Annotated in this window: 14 protein-coding genes; 11 read left to right on the top strand and 3 right to left on the bottom strand. The window is 68.6% G+C overall.

Going from position 1 to position 12380, the window contains the following annotated elements; all coding sequences use genetic code 11:
* Positions 1–20: 20 nt before the first annotated feature.
* On the top strand, positions 21–767 hold the full coding sequence (locus LC039_RS07735; protein WP_226622885.1) for an SDR family oxidoreductase: 747 nt from the start codon (positions 21–23) through the stop codon (positions 765–767).
* A 20-nt stretch (positions 768–787) separates the two neighbouring features.
* Positions 788–1627 carry a fumarylacetoacetate hydrolase family protein gene (locus LC039_RS07730; protein ID WP_226622883.1) on the top strand — a complete coding sequence of 280 codons (840 nt, stop codon included), beginning with the start codon at positions 788–790 and terminating at the stop codon, positions 1625–1627.
* Between the two features lie 137 nt (positions 1628–1764).
* On the opposite strand, the gene LC039_RS07725 is transcribed toward LC039_RS07730, so the two are convergent.
* Positions 1765–2319, bottom strand: a complete 555-nt coding sequence (locus LC039_RS07725) for a CHAP domain-containing protein (protein ID WP_226622882.1) — start codon at positions 2317–2319, stop codon at positions 1765–1767.
* Between the two features lie 261 nt (positions 2320–2580).
* Positions 2581–3120 carry a peptidoglycan-binding domain-containing protein gene (locus LC039_RS07720; protein WP_226622880.1) on the bottom strand — a complete coding sequence of 180 codons (540 nt, stop codon included), beginning with the start codon at positions 3118–3120 and terminating at the stop codon, positions 2581–2583.
* Positions 3121–3316: 196 nt separating this feature from the next.
* Between LC039_RS07720 and LC039_RS07715 the strand changes: the two genes are divergently transcribed.
* From LC039_RS07715 to LC039_RS07690, 6 genes are all read left to right on the top strand, one after another.
* Positions 3317–3640, top strand: coding sequence for a 2Fe-2S iron-sulfur cluster-binding protein (locus LC039_RS07715; RefSeq protein WP_226622879.1), 324 nt, complete (start codon positions 3317–3319; stop codon positions 3638–3640).
* The gene (locus LC039_RS07710) at positions 3574–4389 is read left to right on the top strand and encodes a VCBS repeat-containing protein (RefSeq protein ID WP_319003710.1); all 816 of its coding nucleotides are present in this window, start codon (positions 3574–3576) and stop codon (positions 4387–4389) included. Before LC039_RS07715 ends, LC039_RS07710 begins: the two co-directional genes overlap by 67 nt.
* A 141-nt stretch (positions 4390–4530) precedes the next feature.
* Complete coding sequence (locus LC039_RS07705) at positions 4531–5343, top strand: TIGR00282 family metallophosphoesterase (RefSeq protein ID WP_226622877.1); 813 nt, start codon at positions 4531–4533, stop codon at positions 5341–5343.
* An 11-nt stretch (positions 5344–5354) separates the two neighbouring features.
* Complete coding sequence (locus LC039_RS07700; protein WP_226622875.1) at positions 5355–6287, top strand: DMT family transporter; 933 nt, start codon at positions 5355–5357, stop codon at positions 6285–6287.
* A 28-nt stretch (positions 6288–6315) separates the two neighbouring features.
* Positions 6316–8094: an SLC13 family permease gene (locus LC039_RS07695; RefSeq protein WP_226622874.1), complete on the top strand. Its 1779-nt coding sequence runs from the start codon at positions 6316–6318 to the stop codon at positions 8092–8094.
* Between the two features lie 155 nt (positions 8095–8249).
* Positions 8250–8990 (top strand): YebC/PmpR family DNA-binding transcriptional regulator, encoded by a 741-nt coding sequence (locus LC039_RS07690; RefSeq protein WP_226622872.1) that lies wholly within the window; start codon positions 8250–8252, stop codon positions 8988–8990.
* An 88-nt stretch (positions 8991–9078) separates the two neighbouring features.
* Here LC039_RS07690 and LC039_RS07685 read toward each other — a convergent pair whose 3' ends face one another.
* The gene (locus LC039_RS07685; protein WP_226622870.1) at positions 9079–9699 is read right to left on the bottom strand and encodes a hypothetical protein; all 621 of its coding nucleotides are present in this window, start codon (positions 9697–9699) and stop codon (positions 9079–9081) included.
* A gap of 190 nt (positions 9700–9889) precedes the next feature.
* On the opposite strand from LC039_RS07685, the gene LC039_RS07680 reads away from it, so the two are divergent.
* From LC039_RS07680 to LC039_RS07670, 3 genes are all read left to right on the top strand, one after another.
* The gene (locus tag LC039_RS07680) at positions 9890–10621 is read left to right on the top strand and encodes an alpha/beta fold hydrolase (RefSeq protein WP_226622868.1); all 732 of its coding nucleotides are present in this window, start codon (positions 9890–9892) and stop codon (positions 10619–10621) included.
* Between the two features lie 10 nt (positions 10622–10631).
* Positions 10632–11060 carry a VOC family protein gene (locus tag LC039_RS07675; protein WP_226622867.1) on the top strand — a complete coding sequence of 143 codons (429 nt, stop codon included), beginning with the start codon at positions 10632–10634 and terminating at the stop codon, positions 11058–11060.
* A 62-nt stretch (positions 11061–11122) separates the two neighbouring features.
* A complete protein-coding gene (locus LC039_RS07670; protein ID WP_226622865.1) occupies positions 11123–12166 on the top strand; it encodes an ester cyclase in 1044 nt (347 codons plus the stop codon).
* The last annotated feature ends 214 nt before the right edge of the window (positions 12167–12380 follow it).

The raw sequence follows: 12380 nt of genomic DNA, 5'->3' as shown, positions 1-12380 counted from the left end.
TGAGGGATCAAGGAGGAAGAATGAACCTGGAACAAAGACTTGCCGGCAAGAAAGCGGTGATCACCGCCGCCGGGCAGGGGATCGGACGGGCCACGGCGGAGCGTTTCGCCGCCGAGGGCGCCGAGGTCATCGCCACCGACATCAACGAGGCGGCGCTGGAAGAGCTCGGCAAGATCGAGGGCATCACCGCGAAGGCGCTGAACGTGCTCGACGGCGCAGCCATTTCGGCTTTTGCCGAAGAGGTCGGCCCGGTCGACGTGCTGTTCAACTGCGCCGGCATCGTGCACGCCGGCACGCTTCTCGAAGCCACCGAGGATGAATGGGATTTCGCCTTCGATCTCAACGCCAAGGCGCAGTTCCGCATGATCCGCGCCTTCCTGCCCGGGATGCTGGAGCGCGGCGGCGGCTCGATCATCAACATGTCCTCGGTCGCGGGGCCGATCACCGGGCCGGTCAACCGTCTGGTCTACTCGGCCTCGAAGGCCGCGGTCGTCGGGCTGACCAAGGGGGTTGCCGCCGACTACGTGACCCAGGGCATCCGCTGCAACGCCATCTGCCCGGGCACGGTCGACAGCCCCTCGCTGCACCAGCGCCTGCGCGACACCGGCGACTACGAGGGCGCGCTCAAGGCCTTCATCGGCCGCCAGCCGATGGGCCGGGTGGGCGACCCGAACGAGGTGGCCGCGCTGGTCGCCTATCTCGCTTCCGACGAATCCGGTTTCACCACCGGTCAGGCCCACGTCATCGACGGCGGCTGGACCACCTAAGACTTCAGAAGGAACTCCCCATGAAACTCGCACGTTACGGCGCACGCGGCGCCGAGAAACCCGGCCTCATCGACGCCGACGGCAAGCTGCGCGACCTCTCGGGCCACGTCTCGGACATCGCGGGCGGTGTGCTGACCGACCTCGACACGCTGAAGTCGATCGACCCGGCCTCGCTGCCGCTGGTCGAGGGCGAACCGCGCTTTGGCGCCTGCGTCGGCGGCACCCGCAAGTTCATCTGCATCGGCCTCAACTACGCCGACCACGCCGCCGAGAGCGGCATGGACGTGCCGCCGGAGCCGGTGATCTTCGCCAAGTTCACCTCGGCGATCTGCGGCCCGAACGACCCGATCATCATCCCGCGCAATTCGGTCAAGACTGACTGGGAGGTCGAACTCGGCTTCGTCATCGGCAAGACCGCGAAATACGTCAAGGAAGAGGATGCGATGGACCACGTCGCGGGCTTCTGCCTGATCAACGACGTGTCGGAGCGCGAGTTTCAGGCCGAGCGCGCGGGCCAGTGGGTGAAGGGCAAGTCCTCGGACAACTTCGGCCCGACCGGCCCCTGGCTGGTGACCCCCGACGAAGTGGGCGATTTCGACAACCTCGGCATGTGGCTCGAGGTGAACGGCGAGCGCGTGCAGGACGGCTCGACCGCCACCATGGTCTACCGCGTGCCCTTCCTCGTCTCCTACCTGTCGCAGTTCTTCACGCTGGAGCCGGGCGACATCATCTCCACCGGCACGCCTCCGGGCGTCGGTCTCGGCTTCAAGCCGCCGCGCTACCTGAAGGCAGGCGACACGGTCGAGCTGGGCATCGAAGGGCTCGGCACCCAGAAGCAGCTCTGCGTGGCTGACGACTGAGGTCTGGTGCATCGCCCCCACGGGGGCGGCGCATCCCCCGAAAACAACGCGGCGCGGTCCCTTGGGCCGCGCCGTTCGTCATTTCGGAACGTTCGTCATTTCGGAACGTTCGTCATTTCGGGAAAGGTCGAGAGAGCTCAGTTCAGCCGGCTGGGGTAGATGAAGCCGGTCACCGGGTAGATGCTGCCGAGCGCGCCGGGGTTGCTCTCGAGCCGGACCTCGGACCAGTCGTTGCGCGGCGAGACATCGACCACCGCCATCTTCAGCGAGACCTGATTGCGGTGCCAGTTGGCGTGATCGACCATCACCTCGCGCGGCGACACCACCTCCGAGACCACCGCAACATGGCCCATCGGCAGGCGCGAGGTCTTGCTGAACGCCATGACCGCGCCGATCGCCGGCTGCTTGCCGCGCTGGTAGAGATCCTTGGCCTGGCCCCACCAGGTCTCGGCATTGCCGCGGATGTTGATGCCGCTGAGATTGCGCGCGTAGGGCACGCACCAGACCCGCTGGCCCTTGGATTGCAGCTTTTGCGCTTCGCGCAGGGCAAGCTCCTGGCGGTCCGGGCTCAGCTCGAGATCAGACAGGCGCTGGATCTCGGGCGTGCTGGAGCAGGCGGCGGTGATCATCAGAAGAAGCGCGCAGGCGACCGGCATGGCCCGCGACTTCAGGGTGGCGTTTTCCACGCGCATGTGTCCCTCGAAATCTTGTTGTTCTGCTCGGCGCCACTGTTCCCGCGGCGGCCTCGGGAGAAGAATGGTTAACACGGCGCTTTCAAAAAATCGAAGAAATGGTGACTGTTTTGGAACCGGCGGATTTCCGCTTACTTGTTCTCTTTACGTTCCGGAATTCGCATCCATAAACGTCGGCAAGTGACTAAAAATTCGGCATTTCCTCTTGGCGAAACCGGCGGCGATCTCTCGCTTGTGCGGTCAGGCGATCCTCATTCCGCGCTAAGTGGCCGAATCCTCAAGCTCCGAGAGGTCCACGGCAACGAGGCCGAGCGCCCGCGCGGTCTCGAGCGAGATCTGCCCGCTGTCGAGCCCGCGCGCCGCTTGGTAGCGGCGCACCGCGGCACGGGTCGGGGCGTCCATCTCTCCGGTCACCGCGCCCGAAAACTCGCCGCGCGCGGCCAGCGCACGCTGCACCGAGGCAATGAATTCGGGGGTCGTCTGCGCCGGGCAGGGGGCTTCGAAGCGCATCTCGCCGCGCGGGCGCACCAGCTTGGGCACCTTGGTGCGGCGATAGATCGGCGCGCGCAGCACCGTGCCGTCCTCGGCGATCTCGGCCTGGACCACCAGCACCTCGCCCTGCACCTGCTCGTAGACCGCCGGGATGTGTTCCCGGGCCCAGCAGCTGCCGTCCGCGGCGCGCTCGGGGGGCAGGGGCGCCTGCTCGCCTGGCGCCTGCGGCGCGGTGCAGGCGGCGAGCCCTGCAAGCAGGGCGGGCAGGCAGGCACGAGATAGGCGGGCGCGGGGCAGGGAGAGGGGCATGGCTCGGGTCTCAAGTCGTCTTTTGCGGCGGACCCTAGCAAGTGCCGCGGAACCGGGGAAGGGCGGGGCGCTGCCTGCCGGATGATCTGCAGGGCGCGGGCTTTGCTTTCGGCACGGAAAGCACAGTGCTGGCCTCTGGACCCGCCCCCACGACGAAGGCTACAACGCGCCCTGACGAATGATGGAGACAAGGCCGATGGCGAAGATCACCTATATCGAGTTTGGCGGCACCGAGCATGTCGTGGAGGTTCCGAACGGCCTGACCGTGATGGAAGGCGCGCGGGACAATAACATCCCCGGCATCGAGGCCGATTGCGGCGGCGCCTGCGCCTGCTCGACCTGCCACGTCTACGTGCATCCCGACTGGGTCGAGAAGCTGCCGCCGAAGGACGACATGGAAGAGGACATGCTCGACTTTGCCTTCCAGCCCGACGCCGACCGCTCGCGCCTGACTTGCCAGCTCAAGGTGAGCGACGCGCTCGACGGGCTGATCGTGCAGATGCCGGAAAAGCAGATCTGAGCCGCGCGCCCGGATCCCCGCGCGAGCTGATCCGCGCGTGTGCTGCGGCGCTGGCCCTGTGGATCGTCCCGGGGCTGGCGCTGAGCCCTTCTTTCGGCGTTGCCCGCGCCGAGACATCCCCCGCCGCCAGCTATGCCGAGCCCACCACCCGCTACGATCACGGCGTGCTCGGGGATGCGGTGGAATGGGGCGCGCTGCGGCTCGACGGTCCCCAAGGCCCGGTGCTCCTGCGCCTGCCGGACACCCGCGTCTTCGAGGACATCGCCCCGCGCGTCGTGCCGCTGCCCGAGGGTGGCTGGGCCGCGCTGGTGGTCGAGAGCGATCTTTCGAAAGGCGCCCGGCTGGCGCTCTACACCCACGCGGGCCTGCTCGCCGCGACCGGTTTCATCGGCCAGCGTTACCGCTGGCTCGCCCCGCTGGGCGGCGCCGATCTCGACGACGATGGCGCGCTGGAGTTGGCCTATGTCGACCGCCCGCATCTGGCAAAGACCCTGCGCGTGGTGCGCTACCGTCCCGGCGATCCGCAATTGCGCGAGGTCGCGGCGCGGCCGGGTCTGACCAACCACCGCATTGGCTGGGATTTCATCTCGGGCGGCCTGCGCGACTGCGGCGCGGGCCCCGAGATGGTGCTGGCCGACGGCTCTTTCTCGCGGCTGGTCTCGGCACGGCTGCGCGGGGCAGAGATCGCACTGCAGGATCTTGGCCCGTGGTCGCAGGCCGGGTCCGAGGCGGCGCTGCGCTGCCGCTAGCGCAGGGGCGGTTCCCTTCTTCTCTTTCCAAATACGCCCGCCGGAGGCGGTCCCAGGCGTGCCGCCGGTGCGTCGCCGGGGCAGGGCGCCGCGCTCAAAAGGGGCTTTGCTTTCCCGCCCGCCGCGCGTACCCATGCTCACATGAGAACACTCTTTCTTGGGGACGTGATGGGCCGCGCCGGGCGGGCCGCCATCGCCGAAACCCTGCCCCGCCTGCGCGAAGACTGGAAACTCGATTTCGTCGTGGTGAACGGCGAGAACGCCTCGAGCGGCACCGGGCTCACCGGCGCCCATGCCAAGCTGATTCTCGAGGCCGGGGCCGACGTGGTGACGCTGGGCGACCACGCCTTCGACCAGAAGGAAATGCTCACCTTCATCGAGAGCGAGCCGCGCATCATCCGGCCGCTGAACTTCGCGAAGCAGGCGCCGGGCCGGGGCGCCGCGCTCTTCACCGACCGCCGCGGGCGCAAGGTGCTGGTGCTGCAGGTGCTGGGGCAGGTCTTCATGAAGCGCGCCTTCGCCGATCCCTTCTCGGCGGTGGACGAGGTGCTGCGGCGCCATCCGCTGGGCGGGCAGGCGCAGATGATCCTCGTCGACATGCATTGCGAGGCCACCTCGGAGAAGATGGGCATGGGGCATTTCTGCGACGGGCGCGCCAGCCTCGTCGTCGGCACCCACACCCATGTGCCCACCGGCGACGCGCAGATCCTGCCGGGCGGCACCGGCTACCTGACCGATGCCGGCATGTGCGGCGACTACAACTCGGTGATCGGCATGGAAAAGGCCGAGCCCATGCGCCGTTTCGTCACCGGCATGGGCAAGACCCGATTCCAGCCGGCGCTCGGCGAGGCGACGCTCTCGGGCGTGCTGGTCGAGACCGACGACCGCACCGGCAAGGCGACCTCGGTGCGCATGGTGCGCCAGGGCGGGCGGCTGGAGCAGGCCGGCCCCTGATGCGCCGGGCCATGCCCTTTCTCGCGCTGATCGCGGTCGGCGCACTCTGGGGGGCGGGCCAGCCGCTGGCAAAGACCGCCGTTTCCGAAGGCTATCGCCATGTCGGCATCCTGTTCTGGCAACTGGCGCTCGGCGCGCTGCTGCTCGGGGCGATGACGCTGCTACGCGGGCGCAGCCTGCGCTTCAGGCGCGGTGACCTGCCGCTGCTACTCTTCGTGGCGCTTGCGGGCACGGTCCTGCCCGGGATCTCTTCCTACACCGCCGCCGTGCACCTGCCCTCGGGGCTGATCTCGATCCTGCTCTCGGCGGTGCCGATGTTCGCCTTCCCGCTGGCACTGGCGCTCGGCAACGACCGGTTCTCCTGGCGCCGCCTGGCGGGGCTGGCGTTGGGGCTGGGCGCGGTGGCGCTGCTGGTTCTTCCGGAGACCAGCCTGCCGGAGCCCGGCATGGCGCGCTGGATCCCGGTGGCGCTGATCTCCTCGGTCTTCTACGCGCTCGAGGGCAACGTGGTGGGGCGCTGGAGCACGCGCGGACTCGATCCGGTGAAGCTGCTCGCCGGGGCCTCGGCCCTTGGCGCCGTGATCGCGCTGCCGCTGGCCTTGCTGAGCGGCCAGTTCATTGACCCGCGCCCGCCCTGGGGGGCGCCGGATCTCGCGGTCTTGGCGGGCTCGGCGATCCATGCGCTGGCCTATGCGGGCTACGTGGCGGTGGTGACCTCGGCGGGGACGGTCTTTGCCGTGCAGGTCAGCTACCTGGTAACTCTTTTCGGCCTCTTCTGGGCCATGCTCTTCCTTGGCGAGAGCTACACCGGGGCGATCTGGGGGGCGCTGCTCATGATGTTGGCAGGCATGGCGCTGGTGCAGCCGCGCCCGCGCGGCTTGCTTGTCAGCGCCGCGACATCCGCTAAGAATGAGCCGCACTTCGAAAGGTCGGGCGCGCAGTGACTGGCGACTTAACAGGCGACAAAAAAGCATGAATTTTCTCGAGCTGAGCCAAACGGCGCAGGCCTGGGTGACCATCGGCACGGTGCTGGCCATGTTCATCCTGTTCGTCCGCGAGAGCTATCCGACCGAGGTCGTCGCCATCGGCGGCACCGCCTTCCTGCTGGCCGTGGGCGTGCTGCCCTACCAGGACGCGCTGACCGTGCTGTCGAACCCGGCGCCCTGGACCATCGCGGCGATGTTCGTGGTGATGGGGGCGCTGGTGCGCACCGGCGCGCTCGACACCTTTGCCACCTACGCGCAGGCGCAGGTGCAGCGCCGCCCGAAGAAGGCGATGGCGGTGATCATGGCGGTGGTCATCGTCGCCTCGGCCTTCATGAACAACACGCCGGTGGTGGTGCTGATGCTGCCGGTCTTCGTGCAGATCTCGAAATCGCTCGGCCTGCAGCCCTCCAAGCTGCTGATCCCGCTGAGCTACGCGGCGATCCTCGGCGGCACCACCACGCTGATCGGGACCTCGACCAACCTGCTGGTGGACGGCGTGGCGCGGGCGCAGGGGCTCGAGGCCTTCAGCATCTTCGAGGTCACGCCGCTGGCGATTATCCTGGTGGCCTGGGGCATGCTCTACCTGACGGTGGTGGGGCGCTTCCTGCTTCCCGACCGGCACTCGATGGCGGGCATGCTCTCGGACCGCTCGCGCATGAAGTTCTTCACCGAGGCGGTGGTGCCGCCCGACAGCGACCTGATCGGCCGCGAGGTTCTGGGCGTGCAGCTCTTCAAGCGCGAGGGCGTGCGGCTGATCGACGTGGTGCGCGGCGACGAGTCGCTGCGCCGCAACCTCGAGGGGGTGACGCTGGAGGTCGGTGACCGTGTCGTGCTGCGCACCCAGATGACCGAGCTTCTGTCGCTGCAGCGCAACAGGTCGCTCAAGCGCGTCGACCAGGTCTCCGCCAAGGAGACCACCACGGTCGAGGTGCTGATCTCGCCCGGCTGCAAGATGGTCGGACGCAGCCTCGGCGGGCTGCGCCTGCGCCGCCGCTTCGGGGTCTACCCGCTGGCGGTGCACCGGCGGAACCAGAACATCGGCCGCAAGATCGACGACCTCGTGGTGCGCGTCGGCGACACGCTGCTGCTCGAGGGGGCGCCCGAGGACATCAAGCGCCTCGCCGAGGAAATGGACCTCGTTGACGTCTCGCGCCCCTCGGTGCGCGCCTTTCGCCGCGGCCATGCGCCGGTGGCCATCGGTGCCATGGGCGGCATCGTCGTGCTGGCGGCGCTCGGTGTCGCGCCGATCCTCGCGCTGGCGGTGATTGCCGTGGCGGTGGTGCTCTTCACCCGCTGCATCGACAGCGACGAGGCGTTTTCGTTCGTCGAGGGTCAGCTCCTGGCGCTGATCTTCGCCATGCTCGCCATCGGTGCGGCGCTCGAGGCCTCGGGGGCGGTGCAACTGATCGTCGGCGCCATCGCGCCGCTGCTCGAGAGCCTGCCGGGGCCGCTGCTGATCTGGGCGGTCTTCCTGATGACCTCGGTGCTGACCGAGGCGGTGAGCAACAACGCCGTGGCGGTGGTCGTCACGCCGATCGCTATCGGCCTCGCGCATCACCTCGGGTTCGATCCGCGCCCGCTGGTGGTGGCGGTGATGGTGGCGGCCTCCTGCAGCTTCGCGACGCCCATCGGCTACCAGACCAACACGCTGGTCTACGGCCCCGGCGGCTATCGCTTCTCGGACTTCCTCAAGGTCGGCGTGCCGCTGAACCTGACCATGGGCATCCTCGCCTCGGCTCTGATCCCGCTGTTCTTCCCGCTCTGAGCGCGGGGCGGGGCCGGCCGGTGTTGCGGCGGCTCGGGTGAGGCCGCGCCCATCTCCCTGCAAAACAGGGGCAGCGGGCTTGCGGGGGCAGGGGGCTGTGCGGTATGAGACCGCGATATTCCACATTCACTACTTAGACGAGGCAAGGGGTCCACATGGCCGGCCATTCCAAATGGGCAAACATCCAGCACCGCAAGGGCCGTCAGGACGCGGTGCGCGCCAAGCTCTTCTCGAAATTCTCCAAGGAGATCACCATCGCCGCCAAGATGGGCGATCCCGATCCCGAAAAGAACCCGCGCCTGCGGCTTGCCGTCAAGGAAGCCAAGAGCCAGTCCATGCCGAAGGACAATATCGAGCGCGCCATCAAGAAGGCCATCGGTGGCGACGGCGAGGATTACGAGGAAATCCGTTACGAGGGCTACGGCCCGAACGGCGTGGCGGTGATCGTCGAGGCGATGACCGACAACCGTAACCGCACCGCCTCGAACGTGCGCTCGACCTTCACCAAGAACGGCGGCAACCTCGGCGAGACCGGCTCGGTCGCCTTCATGTTCGAGCGCAAGGGCGAGATCGTCTACAAGGTTGACGCCGGCGACGCCGACACCATCATGATGGCCGCGATCGAGGCCGGTGCCGAGGATGTCGAGAGCGACGAGGAATCCCACGTCATCTACTGCGCCGACACCGACCTGAACGAGGTCGCCACCGCGCTCGAGGCCGATCTCGGCGAGTCGGAGTCGACCAAGCTGATCTGGAAGCCGACCACCACCACCGAGCTTGATCTCGACTCCATGCAGACGCTGATGAAGCTGGTGGATGCGCTGGAAGACGACGACGACGTGCAGCGCGTCACCACTAACTTCGAAGCCTCCGACGAGGTCATGGCGCAGCTCTGATCCGCAGCGCAACCGAATGTGAAAGGAGCGGGGCCCGGCCCCGCTCCTTTTGGTTTGTTCAGGCTGTGCTCGCGATGGAGGCGGTCGCTCAGACCTCGGCGTGGGTGACCGCCAGTTCGACAACCCCCGGCTCGGTGCCGGAATAGGTGGCGGTCAGCACGAGGTCGAGATTGCCCAGCGTGATATGCGTGTGCTGCGCCCGGCGTGCGCCGCCGCGGTCTTCCAGCTTCTCGCCGATCCGCATGACGAATTCGTCGCCGTCGTGGGCCATACCGTCGAGCGCGGCCTTGGGCATCACGCCGGCATAGAGCTCGACCCGGTCCGCGGTGGCCTGGGGGCTGGCGCCGAAGACGACGAAGAAGGCGCTGAGCAGGCCCGCGCGCGCATCGTGGAAATCGTGGCGGAAGCCGAGCGAGGCGCCGACCCCGCCCCTGTGGGTCTCGGCGGTGGCGCCGACGGCCTCGAAGCGCGAGATCAGCTCGGGCGGCAGGGCGCCTTCGAGCCATTCACCGGCATGCAGGGCGGTTCCCATGAGGCGCCAGGTCAGTTCGGTGTCATTGGCGATGACGAATTCGACCTGCAGCGCCGGCGCGGGGTGCTGCATGGTGCCGAGATCGCCGCGCAGCGCCTCGAAGGCGCCAAGGATGTCGTGCGATGCAATGGGGGCCGTATGCGGACGCATGCCCGCGTTGGTGGCAATACCTGCCATGACTATCTCTCCTGAAAATGGACTTCGTGCAAAAATACGAGGGTTAGTCTGCCGCAACCGGGGCGGGTGGCCAACAGCGATTCTGTGGCAGGCGGGAAACCGCCAGCGGGCGGGTCTTGCCTCGCGCCGGGCGAGGCGTCAGGTTGGCGCCGACAGACTTCAAGACCCGTGCCCAGAGACGCAAGGACCGATGACCCAATACCTCGACATGCCCGACTATCGCCTCGCCTATGTCCACACGCCGGGGGAGGGGCCGACCGTGGTCTTCCTGTCGGGCTACAAGTCGGACATGGAGGGCACCAAGGCGGTGCATCTCGAGGCCTGGGCTAAGGCCCGGGGCCGCGCCTTCCTGCGGCTCGACTACTCCGGTCACGGCCAGTCCGGCGGTGCCTTCGAGGAGGGCTGCATCGGCGACTGGGCGGCGGACGCACAGGCGGTGATCGAGCACGTCACCTCCGGCCCGCTGATCCTCGTCGGCTCGTCCATGGGCGGCTGGATCGCCAGCCTGCTGACCCGGCGGCTGAAGGACGTCCGCGGCTTCGTCGGCATCGCCGCCGCGCCGGATTTCTCGGAAGACAGCTTCTGGGCCGGCTTCTCCGAGGCCGAGCGCGCCGAGGTGATGGAGAAGGGCGTGGTCTACCTGCCCTCGGCCTATGGCGATCCCTACGCCGTCACCCGCAAGCTGATCGAGGACGGGCGCGAGAACCTCGTGCTGCGCGCGCCGTTGCCGATGCCCTACCCGGTGCGGCTGGTGCAGGGCACCGAGGACGAGGCGGTGACCCGCGAGACCGCGCTGCGCCTGCTCGACCACATCGACAGCCCCGACCTGCGGCTCACGCTGGTCAAAGGCGCCGACCACCGCTTTTCCGAGCCCGACAACCTGACCCATATCGAGACCGCCATCCTCGAAGTCGGCGGCTGAGGAGAGACCGATGGACCACCGCATCAGCCTGATCACCCTGGCCGCCCGCGACCCCGAGGCGCTGGCGGGGTTCTACGAGGCCCTGGGGTGGCAGCGCGTCGATGCGGTGCCCGGCATGGTGGTCTTCGACCTGCTGGGACAGGCGATCGGCATCTATTCCCGTGATGCGCTGGCCGAGGACATGGGTGTGGACCCCGAGACGCTCGGCCATGGCGCGATGACGCTGGCGCATAACGTCGGCTCGGCGGAGGAGGTGGACGCGCTGATGGCCCAGGCCGAGGCGGCGGGGGCGAAGATCCTGCGCCCCGGCGGCGCGGTGCACTGGGGCGGGCACATCGGCTATTTCGCCGACCCCGAGGGCCACGTCTGGGAGATCGCCCACAACCCGTTCTCGCCGCTGCGCGCGGAAGATGGTGCCTTCCGCTGGCGTGGCTACTGAGGGCGTCGGCAAGGCTTCCTTAACCACACATCCCTAGGCTGCCCTCAACGAGGGAGGCGGCCATGCAGGGCTTCGATCCGGAGTTTCGGGACTACCCGGACTACCTGCGCCGGCTGGCGCAGCGGGTGTGGTCCCGCCGCGGGCTCGGCGGCGAGCAGGACACCGACCGCTTCTGGCACCCGCACGTGATCCTGCGCCGTCCCGGCGGCATCGGCTTCGGCCCCGAGGCGCTGCGGGCCGAGGTCTTCGAGCTGGTCTCGGCCCTGCCGGACCTCGAGGCGCTGACCGAAGAGGTGATCTGCACCGGCACGCCACGGCGGGGGCTGCTGGGGGCGCAGCGGCTGCTTTGCTCTGCGACCCATGGCGGCGAGGGCGTCTTCGGCGCGCCCACCGGCAAGCGCCTGCGCTTCCGCGCGCTCGCCGAGCTGCACGCCAAGGACAATCGCGTCGCCGACCTCTGGGCGGTGCGCGATACCGGGGCAATCCTGCGCCAGCTCGGCCTGTCGGTGCGGGACTGGGCGCGTTGGCGGCTCGCCGGGCGCGATCCCGACACCCAGCCCTTCCGCCCGCAGGCGGACGTGCAGGGGCCCTACACCGGGCAGGGCAACGACAGCCAGTGGGGCGGGGCCTTTGCCGCGCTGCTCGAGGAGATGATGGCGGGCGGCTTCTCCGTCGCACCGGCGCGCTACGACCCCGCCGCGCGGCTTTGCCTGACCGGCGGCGAGCTGTTGCGCGGGGCCGAAGGCGGCGAGCGCTTTTGGCTGGGCCTGCGCGCCGCCTTCCCCTCGGCGCGGTTCACCATCCACCACCGCATCGGCGCCGAGCAGCCGGGCCAGGCGCCGCGCGCCGCGCTGCGCTGGTCGCTCACCGGCCGGCACGAGGGCTGGGGCCGCTTCGGCCCGCCCACCGGCGCGGAGGTGCATGTGATGGGCCTCAGCCAGGCGGAGTTCGGCCCGCAGGGGCTGCGCCGGGAATGGTCGCTCTACGACGAGGCGGCGGTCTGGATGCAGATCCACATTGGCACCGGCAGTGGCATCGACAGTGGCACCGGCACCGTTCATGCAACCGGGACCAGGCCGGGTCGGCCGGCCGCGCGCCTAGGCTAACGCGCGGACAAGGCTCGGGGATCACATTCGCGTGGCCGCACGGCGGCGAGCCGCCTGCGCGGTGACTTCCGGCTTTCACTGGGAAATCTCCGTCGATACTCTAGCTTTTACCGCAGGGACCGGCGCAAGGGGCGCCGCGAAGAGTCCCGCGCTTCGATGACAGGGCAGAACGGACTTGGTGACCCACCTCACGCACCTCAAGCGCGCGGCGCCC

The sequence above is a fragment of the Alloyangia pacifica genome (assembly GCF_020524285.1).
Taxonomy (GTDB): domain Bacteria; phylum Pseudomonadota; class Alphaproteobacteria; order Rhodobacterales; family Rhodobacteraceae; genus Salipiger; species Salipiger pacificus_B.
The sequence above is the reverse complement of the archived record's forward strand: the minus strand, read 5'-3'. Positions and strand labels throughout refer to the sequence as shown.

What these genes read in the sequence shown, in the direction of transcription:
- LC039_RS07695 (WP_226622874.1), top strand. Translation starts at nt 6,316, where the DNA reads ATGAATTTTCTCGAGCTGAGCCAAACGGCGCAGGCCTGGGTGACCATC.
- LC039_RS07705 (WP_226622877.1), top strand. Translation starts at nt 4,531, where the DNA reads ATGAGAACACTCTTTCTTGGGGACGTGATGGGCCGCGCCGGGCGGGCC.
- LC039_RS07715 (WP_226622879.1), top strand. Translation starts at nt 3,317, where the DNA reads ATGGCGAAGATCACCTATATCGAGTTTGGCGGCACCGAGCATGTCGTG.
- LC039_RS07675 (WP_226622867.1), top strand. Translation starts at nt 10,632, where the DNA reads ATGGACCACCGCATCAGCCTGATCACCCTGGCCGCCCGCGACCCCGAG.
- LC039_RS07700 (WP_226622875.1), top strand. Translation starts at nt 5,355, where the DNA reads ATGCCCTTTCTCGCGCTGATCGCGGTCGGCGCACTCTGGGGGGCGGGC.
- LC039_RS07690 (WP_226622872.1), top strand. Translation starts at nt 8,250, where the DNA reads ATGGCCGGCCATTCCAAATGGGCAAACATCCAGCACCGCAAGGGCCGT.
- LC039_RS07680 (WP_226622868.1), top strand. Translation starts at nt 9,890, where the DNA reads ATGACCCAATACCTCGACATGCCCGACTATCGCCTCGCCTATGTCCAC.
- LC039_RS07735 (WP_226622885.1), top strand. Translation starts at nt 21, where the DNA reads ATGAACCTGGAACAAAGACTTGCCGGCAAGAAAGCGGTGATCACCGCC.
- LC039_RS07725 (WP_226622882.1), bottom strand. Translation starts at nt 2,319, where the DNA reads ATGCGCGTGGAAAACGCCACCCTGAAGTCGCGGGCCATGCCGGTCGCC.
- LC039_RS07670 (WP_226622865.1), top strand. Translation starts at nt 11,123, where the DNA reads ATGCAGGGCTTCGATCCGGAGTTTCGGGACTACCCGGACTACCTGCGC.
- LC039_RS07730 (WP_226622883.1), top strand. Translation starts at nt 788, where the DNA reads ATGAAACTCGCACGTTACGGCGCACGCGGCGCCGAGAAACCCGGCCTC.
- LC039_RS07720 (WP_226622880.1), bottom strand. Translation starts at nt 3,120, where the DNA reads ATGCCCCTCTCCCTGCCCCGCGCCCGCCTATCTCGTGCCTGCCTGCCC.
- LC039_RS07685 (WP_226622870.1), bottom strand. Translation starts at nt 9,699, where the DNA reads ATGGCAGGTATTGCCACCAACGCGGGCATGCGTCCGCATACGGCCCCC.